Source organism: Chloroflexota bacterium (assembly GCA_023475225.1).
Taxonomy (GTDB): Bacteria; Chloroflexota; UBA6077; order FW602-bin22; family JAMCVK01; genus JAMCVK01.
On the sequence record JAMCVK010000004.1, the window covers coordinates 46925 to 59293 of the forward strand.

A 12369-nucleotide genomic window follows, 5' to 3' on the forward strand; every position below is an offset into this window, starting at 1 on the left:
AATGGTAGCATTATGAACGTCACGACACCTGTTTGTGTTGCTGTCTGTATTTTGGCTTATGTAATCTCGTCGGTAACTACCTCCTTTCCGGTGAGCTTTGGAGAGCAAGGCGTAGAGGCCTCTGCGCCGGAAGCCCTTCCTCGGGAGCGAGCCATCTGGACGGCTGAGGATTACCGCTCCTATGAGTGGTATGCCAACGATGTGGGACTTCAGGTTGGAGTGCGCTACAACTGGGGTGGCTTCGATAGCATCGGTACCTTTCAGAGCAAGCTCGGCGGCAATGCTACTGGAGGGGTGGATTGCTCCGGCTTCGTCTCGCGGGCTTGGGAGTTGCCAGTAAAGTATAGCACCTATACGCTAACCGATGTATCCTCCCCGATTGACCGTTTCTCTGCCCAACGGGGTGATATCTATCTGAAGAATGTCTCCGATCCTTCTTTGTCTCACGTCGTTCTCTTTTACTACTATCATCCAGTAGAGGGGTACCCGATCTTCTATGAGGCGACGGCGGCTGTGAATCCCCCCAGGGTGATATTGAATAAGGAAGATGGATGGAGAAAGATCACTTCCGATTACGAGGCACGGCAATATAACAACATCGCTTCGGCTCTTTATACTTATCTTCCCTACGTTAAGGCTGGTGGGGGCTGGCATACTTATATTCGGGTCAGGAACATGGACGCCTTCAATGCGGCCAGTGTGGTCATCGAATTCTACGATGGTGGGGGTAGCCTGTTGGGATCAAGTGGGTCGTTCAGTGTTGCCCCTGGAGGCGTTCAGGCCAGGGATGCAGCGGCATACACGAGCGCCGATTTGTGCGTGGCCATTGTGAAATCTGACCACCCGGTCGCTGTTACCGCGGAGGTAAATGGAGGTGTTCCTGGTGCAGCTGGCTATGAGTCGACGGTGTATTCGGGGATAACCAATGGCTCGGATAAGGTCTTTCTCCCTTCGATTCTGAAGAATGTCTGGGGTGGCTGGAGCACGGATTTCAGTGTGATGAACATTGGGAGGGAGGCGGCCAATGTCTGGGTCAAGTACTACCGGCGGCTCACCAATGAGGTGTACACGGAGGGTCCTTTCCTCATCCAGCCCAATGGCTTTCTCAATCGGGACCAGAGGTCCATCTTGCCAGACAACTATGATGGGTCGGCCGTGGTCTATACGGCCAGTGGGGAGAGCGATGCCAATCGTCAGGTTGTGGTGGTGGCTCGCGAGCGGCTAGATCCGTCCACCATCGCTGAGCTGTATGACGGTTTCAACAGTGAAGATGGACGACGGGCGGTGCGGGCGCCAGTGATCATGAACAACTACTATGGTTGGAGCACCACCTTTGTGGTGCAGAACATGGGCTGTCGGGAGAGTTGGGTGGACGTTCAATACCGGCGGGAGGGGGATGGTGCTGTCTACGATGAACCGAATGAGGCTTCCCTTCCTCCCATCAAGGATATGCAGCTGTACAATCCTAACAGCAACCTACCGGGAGGTTTCAATGGGGCTGGGGTGGCCACGACGGAGTGGGCAGCGCACCAGCCGCTGGCCGCTATCGTCAATGAGTTCAACGGGACGAGTCTGACGATGAGTTATGAGGGGTCCTCGATAGGGGCGAACATCCTCTATGCCCCGACGGTGTTCAAGCGGGCTGGGGCGAACAGCATCTCGTCGTCGATCACGGTGCAGAATCTGATGGGTTATGCGACCACGGTGTACATCGCCTATTATTGGGGAGACGGGACAGCTGTATCTGGGGCGACGCAGGGGTTCGTGGTAGAGCCGCTTAAGTCCCATCTGGTCTATCTGCCGAACAATGGGAATCTGCCGGATGGCTTTGATGGGTCGGCGTACATCTGGAACAATGATGGGGCTCGGCTGGCAGTAGTGGTCAATATTGAGGATGGGGGTACGCAGGGGGATCGGGGGCGCAGTTACACGGTGCCTATCCCTAGGGTGGATGAGAGCAATCCTTAGGGTGATAAATTGCTGGGGTTAACCAATGGGGATAGCTGTGAGGCGGGTGGGGCGCATGCGCCCCACCCGCCTCACAGCCTCGTTCGGCTGAATCTTCCCTGCAAAATGGGGCGAAGGCGCGTCTGGAACTGGTTTGGCGAGAGTTTGTTCAGAATTTGTTCAGAGTTTGTTCAGAGATAGCCTTTACAATATAAAACGGAGGGTGGAGAATTTCGCCCTACTAAACGATATGGAGGAAGGCGATGCGGAAGGTGCGCGAGGTCTATTGGCAGGTGGGGTATTTGCTGTTGGTGCTGGTGGCGTTGGTTTTGGCCAGCGGTGCGCCGAACGATTGGCCGGGGCCATAATCGGCTGAGAGGGGCAGTGGCGATCGGGTTGGATGGGTAAGGAGAGATGCTCCTGGCCGTTGTGGTCGTAGGGCTCCTCGTTTCCCTCTGGCATGGGGGGCTGCGGTGTCTGCTGTCCCTGCGCATTGCGCTGGGGTGGCTTGTCCTGCTGGCCCTGGCCATCCAGGCCTATGGGGTCTACGGGCTGCCGGCCGCCGGTTTGACCTTTCCCATCGTCCTGGGGGCAGGGGGCGTAGCCAAGCTACGGGCGCTCATCTTCAGCGCTTCTTCTGTCCTCTTGCTGCTGGTGCTCTGGCGCAATCGCCATCTTGGGGGGATGGGGCTTATCGCTCTGGGACTGGGCTTGAACCTGGCGGTGATGCTGGCCAACGGTGGTTTTATGCCCATCACTCCAGAGGTGGTGACCCAGATTGGACATCTGGAGCGGGTCTATCCCAGCGAAGTAGGGCTGCTGGTGGGCGGCTCGAAGGGCATTGTGCTCCTGAGGGAGCAGACCAGGTTGTGGTTCCTGTCGGACATCCTGATCCTTTCCTCCAGGGCCTATAGCCCGGGCGACCTCATCCTGTGGGTGGGGCTCTTCGTCTTCTTGCAGGGTGGCTCTTCGCCGCTGGCCTGGTTGAAGCGAGCCTCAGGACGCTGCCGCCGACGGGGTGAGCAGGGAGCCACCTGATTACCGACGGCCAGGAGCGGCCATAATTCAGTCAGAGGTCCTGCCTATCCACGTACAGAGCTCGCCGGAGGGCGACTCGGACACGGCGGGGATGGTATCCCTGGCCGAAGGGGTTGGTTTGTCCTGCGGTGAGACCGACTGAAGATGAGCCCCCTTAAGGGGGCTCTAATCTGACGATGAGGAGGCAGCATGTCTTACTATGGCCTACAGGCGGTCGTTGGTACGGCCATCGTCGATCGACAGTTCCGCGATGCGCTACTGGAGGATGCGGAGGGGGTCATTGGTGGGTTCGACCTGACTGAGGAGGAGTTCGGGGTGGTGGCCTCCATCAGGGCCAATAGCCTGGAGCAGTTCGCCGCCCAGCTGCACGATTGGCTCACCACGTCCTCCCCGCCGCTGCGGCGGGCGAGGTGGTCGGGGATCGACTATCGGGCCCTGCGCCTGGCTGGTTAAGGGGCGAGTCCTTCCCTCTGGAGGGAAGCTCCCTCCAGAGGGAAGGGAGACCGTCGAACGATGGGGGTTCCAAGGGGGGCACAGCCCCACAGCTGGGATGGACTGTGGGACACGACCTTTCTTCCCCTTCTCCCGCTGGACTGGAAGCCCGCCGAAGGAGGATGGGGAGTGTCCGCCTTCGGCGGATGGGAGAGGGAGCAAGGGGTGAGGGTCAACTGGGATGGTCCGGGGATGCAGCCTATAGCCAGATCCCCTTCTCCCGCTGGGGGAGGTCTAGGGGGAAGCCCCCTCTAAAGGGAGGGTTATAAGCGGGAGCTCTCCTGAGTGTTCGCTGCTGAGGTTAGGCATCTATTATGTAGAAGGGATGATCCATTGTTGGGTTTGAGATATGTAGCGGTCGAGGTAGGGGGGTGGTGTTCATTAAGAAGAGGGTTTTGATTGGTGATGCCAATTTGGCCATTCGCCAGCTACTGGGCTTTACGCTGGGCGAGGATGACTTCCAGCTCTTCTACGCTGGGGATGGGGAGGAGGCTCTGCGGGTGGGCTTGTGTGAGAAGCCCCATCTGGCCCTGTTGGAGGAGGAGCTACCTGTCTTAAGCGGAGGGGAGGTTTGTCGTCTCTTGAAGAAGAACATCCCGGGGATAAAGGTTATTCTGTTTTCCAGCCGGGATGGCGATGAGGCGGGCTATGGGACGAATGGTCGCCTGGTTAAGCCCTTCAGTCCCCTGGCGTTGCTCCAGAGGGTCTACGCGTTGCTGGAGGGTGAGGAAGAGCAACAGCAGAGAAACGCTGGCTGAGCGCAGCCTTTGTCCCGCGGGGGTGGAGATGTGCTGTGGCAAGGTTCAGGGTGGGGCGCAGCCCCACTAGTGGGATGGTCTGGAGATGCGGCCCATATCCAATCCACCCTTCTCCCGCGGATTAGGGGTATCCCCAAGCCTTTGTTCCCCCTCTCCCGCCGGAGCAGGGGGTAGTCCAGAAGGGGGGCAACCCCCCTTCTGGTGCGCCGAAGGCGGATATCCGCCTTCGGCGGATGTCCTAGCTTACCTATCCCCCCTTCTCCCGCTGGGAGAAGGGGGCAGGGGGATGAGGGCCAACAAGAGGACATCAACCTTTTGGGCTCTTTCGGGGCGATCAGCACCCCTATCAGGTATACGGATCGCGGTGGGCAGCGGTGGGAGTGGGGGTTCGATGGAGGAGGTGCTGATGAGCCCTCTCCGCAGCCGGCGGATAACCTGCCAGCAGAGCCACTCCCAGCGGTGGCAGTGCTGCCGCCTGGGCTGAGTCCGACCCCTGGGCCAGCGCCTAACCAATGGCCGGAGGTGAACATATATGGCCACAAATAATCTCGAGATATTTAAGGCAGTATTAGAGCAGCTGCCTGAAGGCGTGGTCGTCGTTGATGACAGTGACGAGATCATTTTTGTAAACAGGGCGGCTGAGGAGATCAGGCGTATTTCAGCGACTCAAATAACTGGACGCAATGTGGTATTGTGCCACCCGGAAAAATCCCATGAAAGGGTCGGGCGGGCCTTACAATTCTTAAGGAGGCAAGAAACAAGGGCTTTCACCAGGATGGTTATAGATAAAGAGCAGGGCAGGTATTACGAAAACACCTATGCTCCGGTTAGGGATGCGGCAAGCAATTATATTGGTTCAGTGGTGGTCTCCAGAGACATCACAGATAAACGCCGACTGGAAGAAGAAAGGGCGCTGCACCTGCAAAACCTGGAGGAGAAGGTGGCTGAACTATCGGGGAAGCTACAAGACCTGTTTATAGCTTCGATGGCCAGTCTGGTGAAAGCCCTTGAGGCTAAAGACCGTTACACGCAGGGGCACTCCTTGCGCGTCAGTGATATAGCCGTAAAGATGGCTGAGCACATATGGGGAGTTTCGCCAGAAGCCAACGAGGTAGGCTTAGCGGGCAAACTTCACGATATAGGCAAGGTGGGTATTCGGGAGATGATACTCAACAAACCAGCAAGACTAGCCGACGAGGAATTCGAGCATATAAAGGCTCACCCCCTTATCGGAGAGCGGATACTGGCGCCGATCGAGAAACTTAAGCCTGTGGCTAAGGTGATCGCCCATCATCATGAAAGATACGATGGAAAGGGCTATCCAGCCAGTCTAGGGGGAGAGGGGATACCGGTGGGGTCCAGAATACTGGCGCTGGCAGACAGTTACGATGCGATGACGTCGGCCAGGCCTTATCGTCCGCCAAAGAGTGCTGAGGAGGCCGCGAAAGAGATCAGGAATAACTTAGGAAGGCAATTTGATCCTCGATGGGGCGAGATATTTTTAGAACTCTTTTACTCTGGCAGTATCGGGTAGAACAGCCCGCCTCTGATTTCCAGAAGTTCGCCTAATAACACGGGCATTGCGGCGAACGAAGTGAGCCGCAATGCCTCGCACCTGGCCAAGCGCGCCATAGGGGAGAAGCCCTCCGCAGGGAGAGATTTCTCCAGCCCCCTATGTTTCACGTGAAAATAAGCGTCCTCCCTGGTGAGGGTATCCCCCTAGCGGTTTCGTGATGGGTCGTCGACGAGGCGCTCGTATATGCTCTGGAGCTCCTCCTCGGAGTAGAAGTGAATGACCAGCTTGCCTCCCTTGCGACTGCGGAAGAGGCTTACTTTAGTCCCCAGGGCACGACGCAGCTCGTCCTCCAGGGCCAGCGTCTCGGGGGGGCGGACCGTTGTGCGGCGGCCTCCACCCCTGGTCAAGCGGCGGACCAATTCCTCCGTCTGGCGCACGGAGAGTCCTTTCTCCTCGATCAGCCTGAGAACGAGCCGTTGTTGCTCCGGGTCGGTCAGCCCCAGGAGGGCGCGGGCGTGCCCCTCGCTGATTCGTTCGGCCAAGATGGCCTCCTTCGCTTCTATGGGCAGATGAAGGAGGCGAAGGGTATTAGCGACACTCGTCCGCTTTTTCCCCACCTTGGTGGCGATCTCCTCCTGGGTGAGCCCGAACTCTTCGCTGAGCTGGTAGTAGGCGGCTGCCTCCTCCAGGGGGTTCAGATCGGCTCGCTGGATGTTCTCGACCAGGGCCATCTGCAGGGACTCTTGGGGGGTGGCCTCCTTGATGATCACTGGCACCTTGGTTAGACCGGCCAGCTGGGCGGCCAGCCAGCGGCGCTCGCCAGCAATCAGCTGGTAGCGAACCTCGCCCGTCTCCCCACTCGTCTGAGTGACTACCAGTGGCTGCAACAGTCCATGCTGCCGGAGCGAGGCGGCTAGCTCCTCTAAATCCTGCTTGGTCGTTATCTGGCGTGGCTGATGTGGGTTGGGCCCGATGTGTTGGACGTTCACCTCGGTCACGGTGGGGGTGGCCAGAGGGATGAGGGCCCCCAGACCCTTACCCAGTCCCCCTTTAGGTGTGCTCATGCTCATCACCTCCTATAGTTTTTGTTGGTGCCCTCATCCCCCCTACCCCCCTTCTCCCGCAAAGCGGGAGAAGGGGGGAATAGAGTCTAGGGCGGAGCCCTAGGACCCTCCCAGGGTGGTGGGCTGCGCCCCCCTGTTTGTCCTCCCCCTTGTTCTCTTGGGAGAAGGAGCAGGTTTGGGTGGAGCCCTGAGCTTCTGCCTGCCCCAGATGGGTACGCCTACAGCAGGCGGGTTCCCGGGAGAGCGATTGCTCCTGGGCTCCCCCGAAAGACGAGATCAGGGCACTACCCAGGCGCGTCTTTCCCGCTTCTCTTAGAACTCCTGTGGTCGAACAACCTCCTTCTCTCTGGCGAGAATCTCTTCGGTCAAGGCCCGGTAGGCCAAGGCTCCTTTGGACGTCGGATCATAATCGAGGATGCTCTGCCCGTAGCTAGGTGCCTCAGAGAGGCGTACGCTACGGGGGACGATCGTCCTAAAGATCAGGTGGGGGAAGTGGCGACAGACCTCCTCCACCACCTGCTGAGAGAGGTTGGTACGGGCGTCGTACATCGTCATGAGCAGGCCGACGATGTGGAGGCGAGGGTTGAGGTTGTCCCTAATGAGATTAATCGTATGCACCAGCTGTCCGACGCCTTCCAGGGCGAGATATTCGCATTGGATAGGAATGATGACCCCCTCGGCAGCGGTCAGTGAGTTGATCGTCAACAGCCCAAGGGAAGGAGGGCAATCGACCAGAATGTAACTGTAGCGGGGCAGGATGGGGAGGAGGGCACGGTGGAGGCGTTGTTCGCGGGCCAGGAGCCCCACCATCTCCACCTCAGCCCCGGCCAGGGGGATGGCGGCAGGGGCAAGGTCAAGCCCAAGGCGGTTGGTCAAGGCGATCACGGACTCCAGTCCGACCTGGCCCAGGAGGGCCTCGTAGATGGAGGGAGAGACGGCGGTCTTGTCAAAGCCAAGCCCGCTGGTGGCGTTGGCTTGAGGGTCCAGGTCCACCAGGAGGACCCTGCGCCCAGCAGCGGCCAGATAGGCGCCGAGATTGATGGCCGTGGTCGTCTTGCCGACACCGCCCTTTTGGTTGGCAACGGCGTAGATTCTAGTCAAGTTGGCCCTCATCCCCCTACCCCCCTTCTCCCGCTGGGAGAAGGGGGGAGAAATAGTTGGGGCGTCCGCCTTAGGCGGACAAGGAGGGGGAACCCCCTTCTGGGTTGTGATCACCGAAAACTGTAAGGGCGTAGGGGCGAGGTCACCTCGCCCGTACCCCTCGCCCTCGTCCATTTAATGAGGGCACGGTTCCCGTGCCCCTACCTCCTTGATTCCCCGGCGGGAGAAGGGGGGATTAAAGGCTAGGGCGTCCGCCTTCGGCGGACTCAAAAGGTAGTGGGCTGCGTCCACCTCGTTGATCTCCCCTTGTTCCCTTGGGAGAAGGGGAAGATTTGGGCGGAGCCCCCTCCATCTGTTTAGCCTCTTCCAGGCGGGCCCTGACCTGAGCTAAGGTTGGTATACCGGCCGGACCCTTTTGTTCTACCACAAAGCTGGCCACGCAGTTGGCGAAGCGGGCGGCCTGGAAAGGATCGTTGCCCTGAGTGAGGGCGATCAGATAGGCCGCAGCGAAAGCGTCGCCAGCCCCCGTGGGGTCTACCTCTCGCGTCACGAAGGTGGGGAGGCGACGGCGCTCCCCTCGATAATAAACAATAGCGCCTGAACGCCCGGCGGTGACGACCAGTATCTGGACCAGAGGCAGGTAAGCCTGAATGAGGCGCTTATCCCTGCCGATGTCGTCCTCGCTAATGAAGAGGACCTGGACGTGAGGCAATACCCTTTCCGCCTCCCTCCATGCGGTGGGAAAGACGCGTCCCTCTTTGTCCCAGCCGCGCAACCAGCCCTGGGCGGTCACTCCGATGAGGGAGCTGGGGAAGAGCTCGACGATCTCTGGGGTGAGCTCTTGGGCCACTGGTCCCAGGTGAACCACCCTCGCCTGGCGCCATGCGGGTAGGATATCCTCGCTGCCGATCGGTTGGGCGCGACTCAAAAGGCGTTGCTCCCTGCGGCCTCCGCCGTAGGTATTATGAAAGACTGTCGTGACGGGCGCCGGTCGGTTGACAATCGCTATTCCTGGCAGGGCGGCCTGCAGGTTCACATCCGGCCCAGCGCTGGTGACGATCCCCACTCGCTGTCCGAGCCGTTGAGCGGTCAATCCGGCATAGGTCACTGTCCCGCCCAGCGTATAGTCATCATTGAGCAGGTCTTTAGTTATGTGCCCGATGACCAAAAAGTCGGGGCAGTCGATGGTTATACCCCCTCAGGGGGAAGGACAGTCCTATCGCTTTTGATCCCCCCTCGCGCTGCCACGGAGGGCTTGCTCTTAGGCAAGATGATGACCTTGCGTTCCTCCCCCTGTCCGCTACTTTGGGTTGTCACGTGAGGATAGTCGTGCAGGGCGAGGTGGACGATGCGCCTCTCGTAGGCGGACATCGCCTCCAGAGCCACCGCTTGCCCGGTGGCTACGGCCTTCTCGGCCATACGGATGGCCAGTCCTTGTAACAATCGTTCCCGTCGGCCGCGGTAATCCTCCACATCAACGATGATCCTGGTCCAGCGCTGCTGTCGTTTACCGACGATAAGATTGGTGATAAACTGCAAGGCGCTCAATGTCTCACCGCGGCGCCCGATAAGGATGCCCAGATCGGCGCCGTTCACATCCAGGGTCACGGGGGGCGTCTCCTCGGCGTTGTTTGGGGCTGCCTCCCGAATGGTTACTTCGGCCGCAACGTGCATGAAGCGGAGCAGATCCTCCACCACCTGTTTAGCTGCCTCGGCTATTTCAGTGGTACCCTTGGTGGCGGCCAGCTGCGGGCGAGGCGAAACCAAGATGCGGGCGTCCTCACCGCCGATGCCCAGGATGCCTCGGCTTCCTTCGGAGAGGATGGATATCTCAACTTCATCCCTCGTTTTGCCCAGCTGGGCCAGGGCCTGGGCGATGGCTTCTTTGACGGTTTTGGCGCTGACTTCCAAACTTTCCACGGGGTCCTCCTTAAATAAAAAGTCGCGGGCTGCCTGGCCCGTGACTGAGCACGTCCCTATCTTCGTCGCCGTTTGCGGCGGCTTGGTTGGGTTCGCTCCCCAGCGCTGCTCGGCGGTTGGCCCTTGGGGATGGACTTCACCTGTGGAGCGGGGTTGGCTTCCCTGGACAGGAGTGAGAGCGGTTCCTCGGGCTTGGCGGTGGGCCGGGAGACGATTTTTGGGGACTCTTGCGGCTCGGGGAACAGGGAACCCCAGCCGGTGGCGAAGTATTGTTGAACGAAGGAGAATACGTTGGTGGTTACCCAGTAAAGGGCCAGGCCGGAGGGAACGCTGAGGGCGAATATGGCGAACATTATGGGCATGAATTGCATTGCCTGGGTCATCGACTTTTGGGTAGGGTCGGTAGTGCTTGTGCTGCGGGGGGTCATCATCTTTTGGGTGACCCATTGGGAGAGGCCAGTCAACACGGGCAGGATGTACCAGGGGTCGGGGTGGGCCAGGCTGGGTAGCCAGAGGAACCGAGAGGCGAACTCTGGTGTGTGGGACAGGTTGATCAGGGCCTGGTACAGACCAAACCAGATCGGCATCTGCACGAGAAGGGGCAGACAACCCGAGGCTGGGTTGACCTTATGTTCTTTATAGAGCTGCATCTGCTCCTGCATCAGCTTCTCGCGGTCTTTGCCGTGTTTCTTCTGGAGCTCCTGCATCTTAGGTTGGAGCTCCTGCATGGCCTTGGCCGAGTGGAGCTGTTTGAGAGTGAGAGGATAGACCAGCACCTTGACGATCAAGGTGAAGGCGATGATGGCCAAGCCCCAGCTGCCGAGGAGTTGGTAGAGGTAGATCAGCCCATCGGTGAGGGGCTGGACGACCAATATATGCCACATATCAGCGAAATTCAAAATGAGACCTCCTTAAGTTTTAACTGCCCTCATCCCCCTGCCCCCTTCTCCCTCCAGGAGAAGGGGGGATATATAGTCTAGGGCAGGTCCCTAGAACCCTCCCAGAAGGGGGTTTGCCCCCTTCTGGACTACCCCTATCCCCTTGCGGGAGAAGGGGGAGAAATAGTTAGGGCGGAGCCCTAAGACCCTTGTTTGGATACCCTCATCCCCCTGCCCCCTTCTCCCTCCAGGAGAAGGGGGGATATATAGTCTAGGGCAGGTCCCTAGAACCCTCCCAGAAGGGGGTTTGCCCCCTTCTGGACTACCCCTATCCCCTTGCTGGAGAAGGAAATCTGGTTATTGGCTGCATCCTGATGCAATCCCGTTGCGGGGCCTGGCCTCCCTAACCTCCCCCTGCCACCTCAACGCAGCGGGTCGTATCCTCCTGGATTGAAAGGATGACAACGGACAAGACGCTTAATGGCCAACCAACCTCCCCGTCGTAGCCCATACCTCTCGATGGCTTCGTAAGCATAATGGGAACAGGAGGGATAAAAGCGGCAGGAGGGTGGTAGTAGGGGTGAGATCGTTCGTTGGTAGAGCCTGATCAGGGCGAGGGCGGGTCTTTTTGGTGTCATATTCATAATCGTTTGCGCTATCCGAAATCAGCAAGGGGCTTATCCCCCTGTTCCACTCCCAAAGAGACGGGCTTAGCGGTGCCACCTTTCTCTCTGACCACCAACCCCGCCCGCTGTAGGAGAAGGTCGACGGCGGCGCTTATTTCCTGAAAGGAGGCGCTGGCGATGGGAGGGCGGGTGATGAAGAGTAAATCCCAGCCCACTGGCAGCGTTGACCAGTGCAGGCGTATGGCCTCGCGGAGGCGGCGCTTAGAGCGGTTGCGCACCACGGCGTGGCCGATACGTTTGCTCACAGAGAGTCCGATGCGGTTTAGTCCCAAATTGTTGTTCAGGACATAAAGCACAAGCAGGGGATGAGCCCAAGAACGCCCCCTGCTCCGCACTTGTTTGTACTCCACATCCTTCGTCAAACGGTATTGCCTTTGCACTGGGTGCTATCGTTCGCTCTGCCAGCGAAACCTCTTCGGCCGGCAGGTCCCTTTCCATCTTTCAGACAACAGTTAAGCGCTCTCGCCCCTTCAAGCGGCGCCTCTTGAGCACCATTCGTCCGGCCCTGGTGCGCATCCGCGCCAGAAAGCCGTGTTTCCTTCGCCGTGGATGGCGCTTTGGTTGATAGGTTCTTTTGGGCAAGGCAGCAACCTTTCTATTTGTACTTGAGGGGAGAAACTCCTCCGCTCTGCGGTGATTATAACCTGTTTGGGGGGATATTGTCAACTATTTTGGCCCTCATCCCCCTTACCCCCTTCTCCCGTCCGCCGAAGGCGGATAAGACCCTTTGGGCTGTGATCACCGAAAACCGTAGGGGGCGAGCCCTCTGATATTTGTCCATTAATGAGGGCACGGGAACCGTGCCCCTACCCCTCCTTGATTCCCCGGCGGGAGAAGGGGGGATCAAAGGCTAGGGCATCCGCCGAAGGCGGACTGTCTGCCTTCGGCGGACCAGGAGGGTGCTCCCTCCTTGACGTCCCCCTTGGCGGGAGAAGGGGGATTTGGATCTATCCAGACACCATCCTAAAG

General features: G+C 59.0%; 14 protein-coding genes. 6 read left to right on the forward strand and 8 right to left on the reverse strand.

Annotation, left to right across the window (positions count from 1 at the left end):
* Positions 1–12 precede the first annotated feature (12 nt).
* The 6 genes from M1136_00785 to M1136_00810 all read left to right on the forward strand — a co-directional run bounded on the left by M1136_00785 (position 13) and on the right by M1136_00810 (position 5769).
* Positions 13–1968 (forward strand): hypothetical protein, encoded by a 1956-nt coding sequence (locus tag M1136_00785; protein ID MCL5074177.1) that lies wholly within the window; start codon positions 13–15, stop codon positions 1966–1968.
* Between the two features lie 393 nt (positions 1969–2361).
* Complete coding sequence (locus M1136_00790) at positions 2362–2985, forward strand: DUF5317 domain-containing protein (GenBank protein ID MCL5074178.1); 624 nt, start codon at positions 2362–2364, stop codon at positions 2983–2985.
* Positions 2966–3127 carry a hypothetical protein gene (locus tag M1136_00795; protein MCL5074179.1) on the forward strand — a complete coding sequence of 54 codons (162 nt, stop codon included), beginning with the start codon at positions 2966–2968 and terminating at the stop codon, positions 3125–3127. The genes M1136_00790 and M1136_00795 overlap by 20 nt, the downstream gene beginning before the upstream one ends.
* 47 nt (positions 3128–3174) lie before the next feature.
* Positions 3175–3438 carry an Os1348 family NHLP clan protein gene (locus tag M1136_00800; GenBank protein MCL5074180.1) on the forward strand — a complete coding sequence of 88 codons (264 nt, stop codon included), beginning with the start codon at positions 3175–3177 and terminating at the stop codon, positions 3436–3438.
* Positions 3439–3851: 413 nt separating this feature from the next.
* Positions 3852–4235, forward strand: coding sequence for a response regulator (locus M1136_00805; protein MCL5074181.1), 384 nt, complete (start codon positions 3852–3854; stop codon positions 4233–4235).
* Between the two features lie 532 nt (positions 4236–4767).
* Positions 4768–5769: an HD domain-containing protein gene (locus M1136_00810; protein MCL5074182.1), complete on the forward strand. Its 1002-nt coding sequence runs from the start codon at positions 4768–4770 to the stop codon at positions 5767–5769.
* 185 nt (positions 5770–5954) lie between these two features.
* On the opposite strand, the gene M1136_00815 is transcribed toward M1136_00810, so the two are convergent.
* The 8 genes from M1136_00815 to rpmH all read right to left on the reverse strand — a co-directional run bounded on the left by M1136_00815 (position 5955) and on the right by rpmH (position 11982).
* Positions 5955–6815, reverse strand: a complete 861-nt coding sequence (locus M1136_00815; protein ID MCL5074183.1) for a ParB/RepB/Spo0J family partition protein — start codon at positions 6813–6815, stop codon at positions 5955–5957.
* A gap of 312 nt (positions 6816–7127) precedes the next feature.
* Positions 7128–7916: an AAA family ATPase gene (locus tag M1136_00820; protein ID MCL5074184.1), complete on the reverse strand. Its 789-nt coding sequence runs from the start codon at positions 7914–7916 to the stop codon at positions 7128–7130.
* A gap of 235 nt (positions 7917–8151) precedes the next feature.
* Complete coding sequence (locus tag M1136_00825; GenBank protein MCL5074185.1) at positions 8152–9084, reverse strand: PfkB family carbohydrate kinase; 933 nt, start codon at positions 9082–9084, stop codon at positions 8152–8154.
* Between the two features lie 20 nt (positions 9085–9104).
* Positions 9105–9836, reverse strand: coding sequence for a protein jag (locus M1136_00830; protein ID MCL5074186.1), 732 nt, complete (start codon positions 9834–9836; stop codon positions 9105–9107).
* A gap of 56 nt (positions 9837–9892) precedes the next feature.
* A complete protein-coding gene (locus M1136_00835) occupies positions 9893–10735 on the reverse strand; it encodes a YidC/Oxa1 family membrane protein insertase (protein MCL5074187.1) in 843 nt (280 codons plus the stop codon).
* A 401-nt stretch (positions 10736–11136) separates the two neighbouring features.
* Positions 11137–11352, reverse strand: coding sequence for a membrane protein insertion efficiency factor YidD (gene yidD / locus M1136_00840; GenBank protein MCL5074188.1), 216 nt, complete (start codon positions 11350–11352; stop codon positions 11137–11139).
* Between the two features lie 17 nt (positions 11353–11369).
* The gene (gene rnpA, locus M1136_00845) at positions 11370–11780 is read right to left on the reverse strand and encodes a ribonuclease P protein component (GenBank protein ID MCL5074189.1); all 411 of its coding nucleotides are present in this window, start codon (positions 11778–11780) and stop codon (positions 11370–11372) included.
* Positions 11781–11841: 61 nt separating this feature from the next.
* Positions 11842–11982: a 50S ribosomal protein L34 gene (rpmH, locus tag M1136_00850; protein ID MCL5074190.1), complete on the reverse strand. Its 141-nt coding sequence runs from the start codon at positions 11980–11982 to the stop codon at positions 11842–11844.
* Positions 11983–12369: the final 387 nt, after the last annotated feature.